This window comes from Proteus sp. FME41 (assembly GCF_014897315.1).
Classification (GTDB): domain Bacteria; phylum Pseudomonadota; class Gammaproteobacteria; order Enterobacterales; family Enterobacteriaceae; genus Proteus.
On the sequence record NZ_JABUYL010000004.1, the window covers coordinates 162,885 to 180,640 of the forward strand.

A 17,756-nucleotide genomic window follows, 5' to 3' on the forward strand; every position below is an offset into this window, starting at 1 on the left:
ATTAGGCTCCTGTAAAGATCAAATAGTCATTTGAATTAAAACCGACAATAAAGCGGTTATCTGATGAGATAAGGATAGGACGTTTAATGATTGCAGGTTTATCTAACATCAGTGAAATTGCGGAGGAGGCATCTGTAATAGCGTTCTTTTCTTCATCAGATAATTGGCGCCAAGTTGTTCCTCTTTTGTTCACAAGTGTCTGCCAATCTAAATTTTCTGTAAAGGTGCGTAATAATGCTTCCGTCAAACCCTCTTTGCGGTAATCATGAAAAACATAAGGAACATGATTATCATCTAGCCATTTACGTGCTTTTTTGATTGTATCGCAATTTTTTATGCCGTACATGGTATATGTCAGGTTTGTCGTGGACATGATATTTTCCTTATATGACAATACGTAATATTAGTATTGATGAGAGTGAGTGTTGTACAATTCCAAAATAACAGCTTTTGTTGTAGTGAAAAATCCTATTTACATTATAAAATATATCGGATATTAAACTGTCACGTTAGTGTAGCGAATTGTGTAACGTAGAGTAATACAAATACGAATAAAGATTTCCGTTGGTAAAAGAGAATATGAAAAGTATTTCACTGAGTCTTATATTACTTTTACTTTCTTCTTTTAGCTGGGCAGATGAAGAAAATGACAGTCAAAAAGTTGATGAGTATAAAATAGCCTTAGAGGCTTTTTTTAACAGTGATTATTTATTGTGTTTGGGCGAAGGGAAATGGCCTGTGTACAGCAATGAAGATGACGCGCCTTGGGTGTTAGAAAGAATGCATGCATTAGTTGAAGCAGGATTGATTGAACAAACATCAAATGGAGAAGAGTGGGTGTTTAATCTTAGTGAAAAGGGGCGCAAAGCTTGGCAACCTTATCAAGACTTCTGTTATGGGCATCTTTTTATTAGTCAAATAAAAGAAATACAGCCGATAGGATCAGGTAAAAGTAGAATTTATTTCTATTATGGTGTGAAAGGCATACCTTCATGGGCAAATAACGAAGAGGTACAATCTGCTTTTAGTGAACTTGATATTGTAATTAATGGGATTAATCGTGAGGTTTATCAGCTAAATATTGAAAAATCATCTGATAATCACTTTAAAGTCTTAAGCTATCCCGTTCCTATTGAGTAGCTAACGGCTGAAAAGCCATTTTAATATAACAGGATGTCTCTTGTTACCCCGACCCAGTGTCGGGGTAAAGCGTTTAGTATTGATGCTTAATTAAAATAAGGCTCGCGGCTAAACGGGAGGTGACTTGTAGTTTTTTCAAGATATTACGAATATGTACTTTTACTGTCTCTTCAGAAATAAATAAATTTTCAGCAATTTGTTTATTTTTCATGCCTACTGACACTTCATGAAGGACATCGAGCTCCCTTTTAGTGAGGGCTGAAAGTGGGTCGGAATAATTTTGTCTGAGCTGAATGTATTGCCAAACTCGTTCACTGTAAACAGGATGCCCTCCAGCAGCTTTACGCAAGCTAAGCAAAAGCATATCTAATTCACATTCTTTTAAAAGATAACCGTTTGCGCCTGCATCCAACGCAGCATATACATCATTACGTGAATCAGAAACCGATAAAACAAGAACGTAAGATGTTAAACCGGAACGGCGAAGTGTCCGAATAATATCAATACCTGAACGACCTTGTAGATTTAAATCCATCATAATAAGGTCAGGATTTAACTGTTTTGCAGCGGTTACCGCCTCTTGTGCATTGCCACTTTCGCTTACTACGACAAAGTCCTTGTCTTTTTCTAACAATAGCCGTAATCCATATCTCATGATAGGGTGATCATCCACTATCATAATTGAGTAGCTAGGCATAACCCCTCTCCCTAAAAAAAATAATAATGTGCGTAATCTTTCCAAAAGCAGAAAATAAAAAAAGTAAATTCCAAATGAGGAATAAAAATTAGATTCAGACATCTTAATAAAAAAATAAGAAAATAAAATTGACGGTTGGCAATATTACACCAATTATTGTTACGGGTAAAAAAGAAAATAACTAAAATGACTAACAAAACCTCTAATTCTATAAAATCCTTATAGTTACAATGGGTTGTATTGATGTTTGTCTATTTTGAAAATAATCAACATATGAAAATAGTTATTGTTTTTTTAAACAATATAAAAAGTTTAATTATTTTAAATGTTAATTTAATATCTGATAAATAATAAACAAATATTGTCTTTTTTCTGTTCGAGTTTATTACCAGAGGGAAATTAAACTACGTTAATAATATACCTATAACTAGGTATTAGTTGTTTATAATAAATCCTGTTTACTAAATTGGAAAAAGTGTCGGAGCCGTCATGATTTAACGTACCATTACCATTATACTAACGAAGCCCTTACCCTATTGATACAAAGGATATGAAGATGGAAGACAAATTAAAACAAAGCGCTCTAGATTTTCATGAATTTCCCGTACCTGGCAAAATCACAGTAACACCGACAAAACCTTTAATTACTCAGCGTGATCTCGCACTTGCCTATTCACCGGGTGTTGCTGCTCCTTGTTTAGAAATTGCGGCAGATCCTCTTGCGGCTTATCGTTACACAGCAAAAGGTAACCTTGTTGCTGTCATTTCAAATGGTACTGCGGTACTTGGCCTTGGGAATATTGGTGCCTTAGCAGGTAAACCTGTTATGGAAGGTAAAGGCGTTTTGTTTAAGAAGTTTTCTGGTGTTGATGTTTTTGACCTTGAAGTCAATGAAACAGATCCTGATAAACTCGTTGATATTATTGCCTCATTAGAACCGACATTTGGTGGTATTAACCTCGAAGATATTAAAGCGCCAGAGTGTTTCTATATTGAGCAGAAACTGCGGGAGCGAATGAATATTCCTGTTTTCCATGATGATCAACATGGTACTGCTATTATCTCTACTGCGGCGATCCTCAATGGTTTACGTATTATTCAAAAAGACATTAGCAAAGTAAAACTGGTCGTATCAGGGGCGGGTGCTGCTTCTATCGCGTGTATGAATTTATTAGTTGCTTTGGGATTAACACGTGAAAACATCACTGTATGTGACTCAAAAGGGGTTATCTACCGTGGCCGTGAAGCCAACATGGCAGAAACTAAAGCGGCTTATGCGATTGAAGATAATGGCAGTCGTACACTTGATGATGTGATTAATAATGCAGATATCTTTTTAGGATGTTCGGGGCCAGGTGTATTAACGCAAGAGATGGTTAAAAAAATGGCGCGTGATCCGCTTATTCTTGCGCTTGCAAATCCAGAGCCTGAAATTTTACCCCCGTTGGCAAAAGCGGTTCGCTCTGATGCGATTATCTGTACAGGTCGTTCAGATTATCCAAATCAGGTAAATAACGTATTGTGTTTCCCTTTCATTTTCCGTGGTGCATTAGATGTAGGGGCGACTGCCATTAATGAAGAGATGAAACTTGCTTGTGTACATGCTATTGCGGAATTAGCGTTAGCAGAACAAAACGAAGAAGTCGCTTCTGCTTACGGTGATCAAGAGCTCTCTTTTGGTCCTGAATACATTATTCCTAAACCATTTGACCCACGTTTGATCGTAAAAATTGCACCAGCGGTTGCAAAAGCGGCAATGGATTCGGGTGTGGCAACTCGTCCAATTGAAGATTTTTCTGCCTATATCGAGCACCTTAATGAGTTTGTTTATAAAACTAACTTATTTATGAAGCCGATTTTCTCTCAAGCGAAAAAAGAGAAAAAACGTATTGTTTTGGCTGAAGGTGAAGAAAGTCGCGTATTGCATGCAACACAAGAGTTAGTGACCCTCGGATTAGCAACTCCAATCTTAATTGGTCGCCCTAGTGTAATTGAAATGCGTATTCAGAAGCTGGGTTTACATATTCAAGCAGGTAAAGACTTTGAAGTAGTGAATAATGAAAACGATCCTCGCTTTAAAGAATACTGGCAAGAATATCATCAAATCATGAAACGACGGGGGGTGTCACAAGAGCAAGCACGTCGTGCAATGATTGGTAACCCAACCCTTATTGGTGCCATTATGGTACGCAGAGGCGAAGCTGATGGTCTGATTTGCGGTACGGTAGGAAGCTATGCTGAACATTTCGAAGTCTATAAGAATGTGTTTGGTTTACGTGAAGGAATGGAAACCGCAGGAGCAATGAATGCACTGCTATTGCCAAGTGGTAATACCTTTATTACTGATACTTACGTCAATGAAGATCCAACTGCAGAACAACTCGCCGATATTACGCTGATGGCGGCAGATACGATCCGTCGCTTTGGTATTGAACCAAAAGCGGCGCTAGTTTCTCGCTCAAGTTTTGGTTCTTTTGATAGTCCATCATCCATTAAACTCAGAAAAGCGTTAGAAATTATCAAACAACGTGCGCCTGAATTAGAAATTGATGGTGAAATGCATGCAGATGCGGCATTAGTTGAATCTATTCGCCGTGACATAATGCCCGATAGCTCATTAAAAGGTTCGGCAAACTTATTGATTATGCCAACCATGGAAGCGGCACGTATTAGCTACAACTTATTACGTGTAACAAGTTCTAATGGGGTAACGGTAGGACCTGTTTTAATGGGTATTGCAAAACCAGCACACATCTTGACGCCAATTGCATCAGTACGTCGCATTGTGAATATGGTGGCATTAGCTGTTGTTGAAGCTCAGACACAGTCTCAACGTTAATCATTAAGTAACAATAGATATCATGCTAAAAAAGCACCTTTTTAAGGTGCTTTTTTTTAAACGAATAAAGCATTAAAGAGGTTAAATGCAAATTAATATCAGAATGATATTGATAATCATTACTAATAATATTAATCTATGCGCCAAATTAAAATAAGTATATATAACTAATAGGGCGATTATGTTTTTCTCAATCTCAAAAAAGATCTTGCTGTTAGCGTCGTTAATTAGCCTTTCAGCGTGCCATTCAATAGAAAAACAATCAGTATCAACAGCGAGTCTATCAATCATTAATTCAGCAAATATTATTGATACTCAGAGTGGGAAAGCGATCACGGCAGATGAATTGTTAACGCAGTTAGCAAATCAATCACGTGTAATAATTGGTGAAAAACATGACAATGCTTATCACCATGATATTGAATATTGGCTAATGACTGAACTTCCCAAAAAACGTCCTCAAGGCGCAGTTTTACTGGAAATGTTAACGCCGAGTCAGCAATCTTTAGTTGATAGTACCAAAAAACGCTATTCAGGCTCTGAATATCTACGCGATGAGCGTTTAATGGCCGAATTAAAATGGAATTCGGGCTGGCCTTGGAAAGGGTATGGCAATATTGTTAAGGAAGGGCTACGTGCAAATTATCCTTTATTAGCTGCCAATATTGATCGTAGCGAAATATCTAATGCATATAAAAACCCACCTATCATTAATGGTGTGCATTCAACGGATGCATCCGTTCGCCAGCATATTCAAAAAACGATCGCCCTTTCTCATGGTGGAGCACTTGATAAAACGCAAGTTGAGAAAATGACGGCGATTCAACAACTACGTGATCGTGCAATGGCAAAAAGTTTATTAGATGCCCCTGTGCCTGCGTTACTTATTGTGGGTTCTTTTCATGCGACAAAAGTCATGGGCGTTCCTTTACATATTGCCGATTTAGCGCCAGATGAAAAAGTAACTGTGGTGATAATGGCTGAAGAGGGAAGCGATATTACCTCAATACATGCTGATTATCTTTGGATAACTCCCGTTGCATTACCTTAATTTATTGATAATACGATTATGCTTATCTCCTCTTGTATGGATCAAATGCCAAAGCTTCAGTTTTGTAGTTATAAGGCATTAATTTTGGCTATCGGTGTGCATGCTGTTTTTGTCATGACTTATTTTTACCTCAATAAAGAAAATACGATATTAATACAAGAGCCTGAATTAGCCGTTATGATGAGCTTAAGTGAAAATGTGCAAGCATTGAGTGATGAAAAACAGGTTATCGGTATAGATCAACAACTTTCTGTTGCTAGCCATAAAAAGGTAGAGCAGGACATTGCTGAGAAGCAACTTGATCTCGTGGTGAATGAAAATGCGGATATTCTTATCGAAAAACCTAAAAAAAGAGTCAATGTGGAGCAAACGGCTAAAGTCACACCGGCTACATCACCCGTGAAGCCCGCGCCGACTATTAGTGAGAATGTGTCTAGCCAATCGGCATCTTCAAGCAGTCGTTCTACAGCTAAACAGCAATCGAATGATGTCAGTGCAAATTATGATAGTGACTCAGACAGTACAGAAAGTGCATTAGCGCTATGGCAAGCTAAAACGAAAGGACATCTTAATCGCTATAAAGCTTATCCTGAAGAAGCAAAAAGCAAAGGCAGAACAGGAATTTCTAAAGTACGCTTTATTGTTGATGAACAAGGTTATGTCTTATCTAGTGAATTAATTTTTAGTAGTGGTGTTCGTTCTTTAGACAGAGAAGCACAAAGAGTACTCAAACGTGCAGAGCCCTTACCAATACCGCCAATTGAGTTATTGTCGAAAGGTAAAATAATAGTTGAAATGCCAATTGAGTTTTCTACACTAACGTTCTAACGTCAGGTTAAAAAGGAAATAAAACGTTATGCTAGTCGCAACAAAAAAACGGATGACGTTGCAATTAACGAGTGCGATCATGGCTTTGTTAATTTCAGCAACACCTGCATTGGCTCAAAATCAAAAGGACTCCCTAGTGATGCCACCAAAAGCGAATAAAGTGCCTCATGTGATGACTGAACATGGTGACACACGTACCGATAATTATTATTGGCTAAGAGATGATTCACGCAAAGATCCTAAAGTACTCGATTATCTCAATGCTGAAAATGCCTATACCGAATCCGTAATGAAAGAAGGTAAGGCATTAGAAGAAACACTCTTTAATGAAATGGTCAGCCGTATGGCTCAAAACGATGAGTCAGTACCTTATATTTATAATGGTTATACCTATCGTACTATCTACCAAGAAGGTAAAGATTTCCCAATTTATCAACGTAAGCCTGTTGGTAGCGAAGCAGAATGGGAAGTGCTTGTTGATGGAAATGAACGCGCTAAAGGGCATGAATTCTATCAATTGGGTGATCTGACTATTAGCCCAGATAACAAACGTATTGCTATTGCTGAAGATAAAGAAGGGCGCAGAAATTACAATGTTGCTTATAAAGCGTTATCAGATAATACATGGAACGAGAATGTATTAACGGATATTTCGGCAAACTTGGTGTGGGCAAATGACAGTAAGACACTGTTCTACGTTGATAAAGATCCGCAAACGCTACTGCCTTATCAAATTTATCGCCATCAATATGGCACTGATCGCAAACAAGACGTCAAAATTTTTGAAGAGAATGACGATCGCTTTTATACCTGGATGGGTAAAAGTAAATCAGAAGATTACATTCTGGTTTCTATTGAAAGCTCCACAACTTCAGAGTCTCGCTTAATTGATGCCAATGCACCTGAAAAACCAATGGTGATTTTCTCTGCGCGTCAAGATGGTCGTGAATATGATATCGACCATTTTAATGGCGAATTCTATATTCGTTCGAATCATGAGAGTGAATTATTTGGCCTTTATAAGACATCATCTATTGATAAGCCTTGGGAAACGGTAATCGCACCACAAAAAGAGGTCGATTTAGAAGGTTTTGATCTCTTTAATCGCTGGTTGGTTGTTGAAGAAAGAAAACAAGGTCTAGTGTCATTACGTCAAATTGATTGGAAAACAGGTCAATCAACCAATGTGACTTTTGATGATCCTGTATATATGGCATGGTTAGGTTTTAACCCTCAAGCAGATAGTGAAGAGCTTCGCTTTGGTTATACCTCCATGACAACACCATCTTCAACTTATCAATGGAATATGCAAACACATCAAAAGCAACTGCTTAAACAACAAGAGGTGAAAGGCTTTGAACGTGATTTGTATGAAAGTGAGCGTATTTGGGTAAAAGCACAAGATGGTGTTGAAGTTCCCGTATCATTGGTTTATCGCAAAGACTTATTTAAGAAAGGCGAAAATCCTATCTTAATTTATGGTTATGGCTCTTACGGTAGTAGCATTGATCCATCATTTAGCTCTCCTCGTTTAAGTTTGTTAGACCGAGGTTTTGTCTATGCCATTGTGCATGTACGTGGTGGTGGTGAATTAGGTAAACGTTGGTACAACCAAGGTAAAATGGAACATAAAGTTAATACTTTTACTGACTTTATTGATGCCACTAACTATCTAATTACCAAAGGTTACGGAGCACCCAAACATGTTTATGCCATGGGGGGTAGTGCGGGTGGTTTATTAATGGGTGCCGTTGTCAATATGGCACCTGAATTATATCGTGGCGTTGTATCTCAAGTTCCATTTGTCGATGTTGTGACAACAATGCTTGATGCATCAATTCCGTTAACCACAGGGGAATATGAAGAGTGGGGAAATCCTGCCGATAAAGATGTCTATTTCCGCTTAAAATCCTATAGTCCATACGACAATGTGATTGCGAAAGCCTATCCTCACTTATTAGTCACAACAGGGTTGCATGATTCACAAGTACAATATTGGGAGCCTGCGAAGTGGGTTGCTAAATTACGTGAATTAAAAACAGATGATAACCTGTTATTACTTGATACTAATATGAGTGCAGGGCATGGCGGTAAATCAGGACGTTTTAATCGTTTACGTGATACTGCAAAAGAATATGCTTTTATTCTGATGTTAGAACAACCTGAAGTCTATTTTAAAGCTCAAAATATTAACTAGATTAGTTATTCATAATAAATAAATTTAATAAAATTAGCCTGCCTCTCTTAAAGAGAGGCTGCGCTATTATTTTAAATTAATATAACAATAATAATATTATTTCTTAGTTTAATTATTTTATATAAAGCAGCGTGAGCCTATTTAAATAAAAATAAAGAATAGGTTTATTATGAAGTTTAAAAGGAAAATACTTAGCACTCTTATTTTATTATCAGGTGTTAATCATCTTGTTATTGCATCTGAAGTAGATAAAACGGTTCAATTTAGTCGTTTAAAAATTTCTGCGGCACAAAAAGAAACACCTGAGCAAAAAGCGTTAGGAAAGCCAGGGGCTTATAGTTCTATTGGTGAAATTAATAACCTTGGATCTGTTGAGCAAGCATTGCGCTCAACACCGGGAACATATACTCAAATGGATGTGAGTCAACCCGGTGTTAGTGTCAATATTCGCGGGCTTAGTGGTTTTGGTCGCGTTAATATGATGGTAGATGGTGTTACACAAACGATGTATAGCACATCACCTAGCCAAATTAGTCATGGCGCACAACCCTATAATCAATTTAATACGATGATTGATCCGAATTTTATTATTAAAATTGATATTTCTCGTGGTCAACAAGATGGTGAAAATAGTATTAATGCTTTAGCCGGTAGCGCTAATTTTAAAACTATTGGTGTCGAGGATGTTTTATTTAAAGGAAATTCATGGGGAGTAAGAAGTAAAGCAGTGGGTGGTACGAATGGATTAGGTTATAACGGCATGGTCGCTGTGGCAGGGCAACACTCTTTATTTAACGATAATGGTACAGTGGGTGCAATGCTGGCATTAAGTGGACACAAAATAGAATCGTCTTATAAAAATGGTGCCGGTTTTAATAGTGAAGAATTTTCGACAAGCAAAGAGTTTAATCAAAGACCACACTCAGAACTCACTAAAATAAATATAAAACCAAATGATACTCATGAATTAGAATTAAGTGGTCGTTTTTATAACAACAAATTTAATCGTCGCAAAATAGATGCTAAAGATTATTATGCGAAATATCGCTATACACCGTTAAATGATTTATTTGATAGTGAAATTCTGCTTAGTCACAGCCAAGCATCACAAAAATTTGAAGGCGATTCTCTTGTGAGTTTGCGCGAAGCAAATGCCAAAAATATATCTGACGCATTAGTAGCAAAAAATACCAGTCGCTTTAATTATGGTGAATTGGATATGGCATTAATACTTGGCTCTAAATTAATGTCAACAGAATACAAACGTAGTGTTATTGCGCCTTCTATTGATCCATGGCAATCACAAAATATGGTTGAATATAATACCTTTGCACCTAAAGGAAAAAACGATTTAACCAGTTTCTTCTCACAAATGAAATTTGAATACGATATTTATACGTTAGATCTTAATTTAAATTATGTGGATTATCATATTAAAGGACGTAAACCTGCTTGTGATCCAACCGCCGCCTGTTTCCCTGAAGGTGAGATGAATGTTAATCGTCATGATAGAAATTGGGACCCTGGCATGTTACTTTCCGCTGAAATTGTTCCTGAATTCCAGCCGTTTGTCAGCTATGCACAAACAATGAGAGCGCCTACCTCACAAGAGATCTTTTTTGCCAATGAAGGTGGCGCTTCAATGAATCCATTTTTAAAAAGTGAAAAAGCCGATACCGTTCAAATTGGTTTTAATAGCTATCGTCCAGATTTAATTATTGAAGGTGACAGCTTAAGATTTAAAGGATTGTGGTATCACTCAAAAATTAAAGATTACATCTCTAGTGACTCTTATTTGGTGTGTAAAGGTGGGATACGCTGTAAAGATGACGGCAGTTTAACATTGAAAGATTACAGCAATATAGAATATGACGGTAATATTAATCTTTATACTAATAGTCTTGATCCCGTCACCTTACGCGGTTATGAACTTCAAGCAAATTATGATGCAGGGGTATTTTATACAAACCTTTCTTATAGTGACCAGCGAACATCTCAACCGACTTCGATTGCTAGTACAGACTTTGGGCAAACACCGGCTTCTGAACTACCTAAATATTATGCCTCTATTGATACCGGTGTCCGTTTCTTTGATGACCAGTCATTAGAACTAGGTACCGTGATCCAAATCACAGGGAAATCGCGTAAATCTTCACCTGAGGGTGTTGATTCTGATACGGGTAAAGTTCCTATGGTGCAACAAGATAATATCCCAACGATAATTGATGTTTATAGTAATTATCAAATTAATAAAAATATCGCACTAAAATTTGCAGTGCATAATTTGATGAATAAAAACTATTCTAATGCGCTTGATAGAAGTAATTCGGCACCACTTATGCAAGATCCAGGTGCCAATCGAGAAACGGCTCGAGGTAGAAGCTATCTATTTGCAGGAGAAGTGCGTTTTTAGTATTAAGTAATAATTATATAAATAATAAAAAACGGCACCAATATTATTTTGGTGCCGTTTTTCTTTTGTATTTACATAAAGCTTAAGTTATTTGATTTGATCTAATCATTCTTTTTAGAGGTTGTTTTACGTTTTGCTCTTATTTTTTGTGTTTTCACCACTTCACTGGTGATCCAACCGTCTTCAACACGTGTTTTTAATGGATCACCCACTTTTACCTGTTTAGTATTTTTCAGCACTTCTCCAGACTCTGTTTCACTAATACTGTAACCGCGAGAAAGTGTTGCGAGAGGACTCACACTTTCCAAACGAGAACAACTAATAGCGAACTGTTCACGTTGACGAGATAACTGTTGTGAAATACTTTCTCGCATACGATAAATCAACTGTTGCTGCTGACGAAGTAACGCCTGAATTTGGGAACTAGGCGCTTGGTAATTAAGGCGTCTTTGTAGTTGTGTTTGTTGATGTTGTTTGGCTTGCAATAGTCGCTGAAAACTAGAAACTAAACGCTGTTGCATTGAAGCCAATACATTTTGCTGACGAGCAAGACGTAAATGAGGATGTTGTTGCTGTAAACGATGATGAAGCTGTGTTATTGCGCGAAGCTTTTTTGCTAAATAGTAATCCATTGCCATCTCAAGACGTTGTTGTTGAGATTGTAATTGGCGCAATAATTCAAGTTTGTTACGACTGATTAGTTCTGCTGCAGCAGAAGGCGTTGGCGCCCTAAGGTCGGCAATAAAATCAGCTATAGTTACATCAGTTTCATGCCCAACGGCGCTGACAATAGGAATTTTACTGGCAAAAATAGCACGGGCAACACGTTCATCATTAAACGCCCAGAGATCTTCTAATGAGCCACCGCCACGGCCAACAATTAAAACGTCACACTCTTTACGGCGGTTAGCAAGTTCAATGGCACGAACAATTTGCATAGGTGCTTCAGCGCCTTGAACGGCAGTTGGATAGATAAGCACGGGTAAAGATGGATCGCGACGACGAAGAATATTTAAAATATCGTGTAGTGCAGCGCCTGTTGATGAAGTGATAACACCAATTTGTTTTGCAGGTGATGGCAGGGAATTTTTATGAATAGCATCAAATAAACCTTCTGCACTGAGTTTTTGTTTTAATAACTCAAATTGTTGCTGTAAAAGCCCGTCACCAGCAGGTTGCATACTTTCAACAATTAACTGGTAATCACCTCGTGGCTCATACAATGTGATTGTTGCACGCACTAAGACTTGTTGACCATGCTGAGGGCGAAAGCTAACTTTGCTATTTTGCCCACGAAACATCGCGGCCCTAATTTGGGCGTTAGTATCTTTTAACGTAAAATACCAGTGACCAGAAGAGGGTTGAGTAAAATTGGAAATTTCAGCGCTGATCCAAATGCGACCCATTTCCATTTCTAATAATTGGCGAACGGTCTTATTTAGACGGCTAACAGTAAAAATATTATTGTTTATTGGTAGTGTCATGTGAGCCAGATCAAATTTTAAAACAACGACTTAATTGATTGATACTACCTAACTTCGCGGCAGGATCAATAAATATTTTGAAAAAAAGCTAGAAGCAACCGATTACGGTGTGTATAATTCCGCGGCAATATTTTCTATTTCCTAAAAGCCGCCTTGGTGAGATATTGCTATGTTACGAATTAAAAAAGAAGCACTTACATTTGATGATGTTTTGTTAGTTCCTGCACACTCCACTGTCCTTCCTAATACTGCTGACTTGTCTACTCAACTGACTGAAACAATCCGCCTAAATGTTCCTATGCTTTCTGCTGCAATGGATACTGTGACTGAAGCGCCTTTAGCTATCGCATTAGCTCAAGAAGGTGGAATAGGTTTTATCCACAAAAACATGTCTATCGAACGCCAAGCTGAAGAAGTTCGCCGCGTGAAAAAACATGAAAGTGGTGTCGTCACTGATCCTATCACCGTAACACCAGAAACTTCTCTGCGTGAAGTTCAAGCAATGACAGAACGCAATGGCTTTGCGGGTTATCCTGTTGTGACGAATGACAACGAATTAGTCGGTATTATTACCGGTCGTGATGTTCGTTTCGTGACAGACTTAGATCAACCTGTTACTGCGGTAATGACACCTAAAGATCGCTTAGTGACAGTTCAAGAAGGTGAAGCACGCGATATCGTTATGCAAAAAATGCATGAAAAACGTGTAGAAAAAGCGTTAGTGGTTGATAACCACTTTCACCTGAAAGGCATGATCACAGTAAAAGACTTCAAAAAAGCAGAACGCAAACCGAATGCTTGTAAAGACGAGCATGGTCGTTTACGTGTTGGTGCTGCTGTTGGTGCGGGCGCGGGTAATGAAGAGCGTGTGGCTGCATTAGTCGCGGCAGGGGTTGATGTTTTACTTATTGATTCATCACATGGTCATTCTGAAGGTGTACTACAACGTATTCGTGATACTCGTGCTTTATATCCAAATCTACCTATCATTGGTGGCAATGTTGCAACCGCAGAAGGTGCTTTAGCATTAGCAGATGCGGGTGTAAGTGCGGTTAAAGTCGGTATCGGCCCAGGATCAATTTGTACAACACGTATCGTAACCGGTGTTGGTGTACCACAAATTACTGCTATTGCAGATGCGGTTGAAGCACTAAAAGATCGCAACATTCCTGTTATTGCTGATGGTGGTATTCGTTTCTCTGGTGATATCGCGAAAGCATTAGCAGCGGGGGCGGCTTGCGTTATGGTGGGTTCAATGTTTGCAGGTACTGAAGAATCTCCGGGTGAAATTGAACTGTTCCAAGGTCGTTCTTATAAATCTTACCGTGGTATGGGTTCATTAGGCGCGATGTCTAAAGGTTCATCAGACCGTTATTTCCAAACGGATAATGCCGCAGACAAATTAGTACCAGAAGGTATCGAAGGCCGTGTTGCATATAAAGGTTTATTGAAAACCATTGTTCATCAACAAATGGGTGGTTTACGCTCATGCATGGGCTTAACAGGTTGCGCAACCATTAAAGAATTAAACACTAAAGCTGAATTTGTTCGCATCAGTGGTGCGGGTATTCAGGAAAGCCATGTTCATGATGTAACCATCACAAAAGAATCACCTAATTATCGCTTAGGTATGTAATTTATTCCGAGAAAGGCTTGGTGTAACGATACTGAACAAGCCTTTCAACTTTATGACTTTATCTGTTTTGGAATTCACCACAAATGACAGCAAATATCCATAATCATCGCATCCTTATCCTTGATTTCGGTTCACAGTATACGCAGCTTATTGCACGCCGTATTCGTGAAATCGGCGTTTATTGTGAACTCTGGGCATGGGATGTTACTGAAGAACAAATTCGTGAATTTAATCCAAATGGTATTATTTTGTCTGGTGGTCCTGAAAGTACGACAGAAGACAACAGCCCTCGTGCACCAGAATATGTCTTTAATGCAGGCGTTCCTGTATTAGGTATTTGTTATGGTATGCAAACGATGTCGATGCAATTAGGTGGCGATGTCGAAGTTTCAGGTGAGCGTGAATTTGGTTATTCACAAGTTGAAATCCGTGAAACGTGTGCATTATTCCGCGACATTCAAGACTCAGTAAGTGAAGACGGCAAACCACTATTAGATGTATGGATGAGCCACGGTGACAAAGTGACTGCTATCCCTTCAGACTTTGTCACAGTAGCAAGTACTGAAACGTGTCCATTTGCTATTATGGCCAATGAAGAAAAACGTTTTTATGGTGTTCAATTCCACCCAGAAGTGACACATACTCACCAAGGCTTAGCGATTTTAAAACGTTTCGTTTTAGATATCTGTGGTTGTGATGCACTTTGGACCTCGGCTGCTATTATTGAAGATACTGTTGCCCGTTTAAAAGCGCAAATTGGTGATGATCACGTTATTCTAGCCTTATCAGGTGGTGTTGATTCATCTGTTACCGCATTACTATTAAATCGTGCAATTGGTAAACGTTTAACCTGCGTATTTGTTGATAATGGTTTGCTGCGTCTGAATGAAGCAGAGCAAGTCATGGAAATGTTTAAAGGTAAATTCGACCTTAATATTATCCATGTTGAAGCAGAAGAGCGCTTCTTAACTGCACTAAAAGGCGAAAACGACCCAGAGAAAAAACGTAAAATTATTGGTCATTCTTTTATTGAAATTTTTGATGAAGAAGCCGTTAAACAGCCACAAGTTAAATGGTTAGCACAAGGTACCATTTATCCAGATGTGATTGAATCAGCTGCATCAGCGACAGGCAAAGCACACGTGATTAAATCACATCATAACGTAGGTGGTTTACCTGACGATATGAAATTGGGCTTAGTTGAGCCATTAAAAGAACTCTTTAAAGATGAAGTACGTAAAATTGGCCTAGAGTTAGGTTTACCATACGATATGCTTTATCGTCATCCATTCCCAGGGCCAGGTTTAGGGGTTCGCGTATTGGGTGAAGTTAAGAAAGAGTATTGTGATCTATTGCGTCGTGCAGATGCTATTTTTATTGAAGAGCTGCATAAAGCTGATTTATATAACAAAGTAAGCCAAGCTTTCACGGTGTTCTTACCTGTCCGCTCAGTTGGTGTTATGGGTGACGGTCGTAAATATGACTGGGTTGTTTCATTGCGCGCAGTTGAAACCGTTGACTTTATGACTGCACATTGGGCACATTTGCCGTATGACTTCTTAGGCCGTGTTTCTAACCGTATTATCAATGAAGTAGGTGGAATTTCCCGCGTTGTTTATGATATCAGTGGCAAGCCACCTGCAACCATTGAGTGGGAATAAAATATCGTTTATCAGCACTAGTTGATAAAGGTTAAAAAACCAAGAGCCATCAGTGTGTTACTGATGGCTTTTTTGTTTTATATGGTTAGTAATGGTTGACAAGAACCGAAAAAAATGACGGTATATGTGACGGTATCAAAAAATAAATTATAAAATTAAGACACTGATACCGTCATAAATTTGCTGTCATTTGACGGTATCAGCATTGAGGTTATAGCATGCTGACCGATACAAAACTGAGAAGTTTAAAGCCACAAGACAAGCTTTATAAAGTGTCTGACAGAGATGGTTTATATGTTGCAGTAACAAAAAGTGGTGTTATTTCATTTAGATATGATTATCGTTTTAATGGAAGGAGAGAAACGGTTACTTTTGGTCGATACAGTGCTGACGGTATCACACTTGCAGAAGCAAGAGCCGAATTAATTGAAGCAAAAAGGCTACTAAACGCAGGTATATCGCCAGCTTCAAAGAAACGTGACGGTATTGAGAGTAAAAAAATAGGGACGGTATTCAAAGACTATACCGTCAATTTCCTTAATGATGCCCAATATGCCGACTCTACTAGGGCCATGAAAGAAGCAATTATTGAAAAAGAAATCTATCCTGTATTCGGCAAGCTTCAACTAGAAGAGATCACCACACCACGGCTTAGAGCATTGTGTGAAAAGATAAAAGATAGGGGCGCAAAAGCGACTGCATTACAAGTGCGTGAGATTGTTGGCTCTGTTTTTACTTATGCCATAGACAGAGGTTATGAAATTAGTAACCCAGCAGATGCAATAAAGGCATCTTCGATAGGTACTTTTCAAGCGCGCGAAAGGGCAATGTCGCCGAAAGAAATCGGTATCTTATTTCGTGAACTAGAAAACTATAGTTGTTATCCAACCTTAAAATTGGCCGTTAAGTTTGTATTGCTAACATTAGTCAGAAAGTCTGAGTTTATTCATGCAACATGGGATGAAATAGACTTTAAAAATAGACAATGGGTGATCCCTAAAGGGCGAATGAAGGGGAGAAAAGAGCATGTTATTTATCTCTCTGACCAAGCAATGGATATCCTAACTGGTATGAAAGTTTGTGCTATGGGAAGCAATTACTTAATGCCTGGTCGATATGATATTAAAAAGCCACTTTCTAATGCTGCATTGAATAACGTGATTGATGGCACCGTAAAACGTATCAATGAGAAAGGTATTGAGTTCGAATCGGTTACTATTCACGATTTACGACGCACGGCAAGCACGCTATTGCACGAAGCAGGTTATAACTCAGATTGGATAGAGAAATGTTTAGCACACGTTCAAAATGGCGTTAGAGCCGTTTACAACAAAGCTGAATATGCTGAACAGCGCAGGAAGATGTTACAAGAGTGGGCGGATATGGTGGATGAATGGATAAAAGAGAAAGATTAACGCTCAGTCATTCTTTGCCAAGTGTTTTATAAGCAAGTAGTGATGATAGATAAAGCACACCAACAACAGGCCAGATTGTGGAGTAAAACAGTCTGGCCACAATATCTTTTATATTGTCGCTTTCGTGCTTAGACTCTGAAAATAGGTATCCAGCAAGCCATAAGTACACAGCTAATAATGTGAGTACAATAATCATTATCCGTTTTTCCTTTTGTACTGAGCATGATCATCACCACACTCTTTAGAGCAGTAAGCGCTGTTCTCTGTTACAGGCTCTTCACGACACCAGATACAAAATCCAGTTAAGCTTTTTGCTGGTGGTTCTCTGTTTGCTAATGCGGTGTTGATTTGTAGAGCCGTTAAGTCATTAGCATCATCTGCGATATCAGGCATAT

The 17,756-nt window shown here is 38.4% G+C and carries 13 protein-coding genes; 9 read left to right on the top strand and 4 right to left on the bottom strand.

Going from position 1 to position 17,756, the window contains the following annotated elements:
• Nucleotide 1 precedes the first annotated feature (1 nt).
• Nucleotides 2-373, bottom strand: coding sequence for an ArsC family reductase (locus INT04_RS05725; protein WP_193015212.1), 372 nt, complete (start codon nt 371-373; stop codon nt 2-4).
• 206 nt (nt 374-579) lie between these two features.
• On the opposite strand from INT04_RS05725, the gene INT04_RS05730 reads away from it, so the two are divergent.
• The gene (locus INT04_RS05730) at nt 580-1,140 is read left to right on the top strand and encodes a hypothetical protein (RefSeq protein ID WP_193015213.1); all 561 of its coding nucleotides are present in this window, start codon (nt 580-582) and stop codon (nt 1,138-1,140) included.
• Between the two features lie 73 nt (nt 1,141-1,213).
• Here the strand turns inward: INT04_RS05730 and INT04_RS05735 are convergent, their stop codons facing one another.
• On the bottom strand, nt 1,214-1,837 hold the full coding sequence (locus INT04_RS05735; RefSeq protein WP_193015214.1) for a response regulator: 624 nt from the start codon (nt 1,835-1,837) through the stop codon (nt 1,214-1,216).
• A gap of 556 nt (nt 1,838-2,393) precedes the next feature.
• Here INT04_RS05735 and maeB point away from each other — a divergent pair.
• The 5 genes from maeB (at nt 2,394) to INT04_RS05760 (ending at nt 11,165) form a co-directional block, all read left to right on the top strand.
• Nucleotides 2,394-4,676 (top strand): NADP-dependent oxaloacetate-decarboxylating malate dehydrogenase, encoded by a 2,283-nt coding sequence (maeB, locus tag INT04_RS05740; RefSeq protein WP_193015215.1) that lies wholly within the window; start codon nt 2,394-2,396, stop codon nt 4,674-4,676.
• A gap of 181 nt (nt 4,677-4,857) precedes the next feature.
• Complete coding sequence (locus tag INT04_RS05745; RefSeq protein ID WP_193015216.1) at nt 4,858-5,727, top strand: ChaN family lipoprotein; 870 nt, start codon at nt 4,858-4,860, stop codon at nt 5,725-5,727.
• A gap of 18 nt (nt 5,728-5,745) precedes the next feature.
• Nucleotides 5,746-6,555, top strand: a complete 810-nt coding sequence (locus INT04_RS05750) for an energy transducer TonB (RefSeq protein ID WP_193015217.1) — start codon at nt 5,746-5,748, stop codon at nt 6,553-6,555.
• Between the two features lie 28 nt (nt 6,556-6,583).
• The gene (locus INT04_RS05755; protein WP_193015218.1) at nt 6,584-8,752 is read left to right on the top strand and encodes a S9 family peptidase; all 2,169 of its coding nucleotides are present in this window, start codon (nt 6,584-6,586) and stop codon (nt 8,750-8,752) included.
• A gap of 169 nt (nt 8,753-8,921) precedes the next feature.
• Nucleotides 8,922-11,165, top strand: a complete 2,244-nt coding sequence (locus tag INT04_RS05760) for a TonB-dependent receptor (RefSeq protein ID WP_193015219.1) — start codon at nt 8,922-8,924, stop codon at nt 11,163-11,165.
• 101 nt (nt 11,166-11,266) lie between these two features.
• Here the strand turns inward: INT04_RS05760 and xseA are convergent, their stop codons facing one another.
• The gene (xseA, locus tag INT04_RS05765; protein WP_193015220.1) at nt 11,267-12,649 is read right to left on the bottom strand and encodes an exodeoxyribonuclease VII large subunit; all 1,383 of its coding nucleotides are present in this window, start codon (nt 12,647-12,649) and stop codon (nt 11,267-11,269) included.
• A gap of 169 nt (nt 12,650-12,818) precedes the next feature.
• On the opposite strand from xseA, the gene guaB reads away from it, so the two are divergent.
• The 3 genes from guaB (at nt 12,819) to INT04_RS05780 (ending at nt 17,361) form a co-directional block, all read left to right on the top strand.
• Nucleotides 12,819-14,285 (top strand): IMP dehydrogenase, encoded by a 1,467-nt coding sequence (gene guaB, locus INT04_RS05770; RefSeq protein ID WP_036936121.1) that lies wholly within the window; start codon nt 12,819-12,821, stop codon nt 14,283-14,285.
• Between the two features lie 83 nt (nt 14,286-14,368).
• Nucleotides 14,369-15,946 carry a glutamine-hydrolyzing GMP synthase gene (gene guaA / locus INT04_RS05775; RefSeq protein WP_193015221.1) on the top strand — a complete coding sequence of 526 codons (1,578 nt, stop codon included), beginning with the start codon at nt 14,369-14,371 and terminating at the stop codon, nt 15,944-15,946.
• Between the two features lie 218 nt (nt 15,947-16,164).
• Entirely contained in the window at nt 16,165-17,361 is a 1,197-nt protein-coding gene (locus INT04_RS05780) for a tyrosine-type recombinase/integrase (protein ID WP_193015222.1), read from the top strand.
• A gap of 195 nt (nt 17,362-17,556) precedes the next feature.
• Here INT04_RS05780 and INT04_RS05785 read toward each other — a convergent pair whose 3' ends face one another.
• The gene (locus INT04_RS05785) at nt 17,557-17,754 is read right to left on the bottom strand and encodes a hypothetical protein (RefSeq protein ID WP_036936127.1); all 198 of its coding nucleotides are present in this window, start codon (nt 17,752-17,754) and stop codon (nt 17,557-17,559) included.
• Nucleotides 17,755-17,756: the final 2 nt, after the last annotated feature.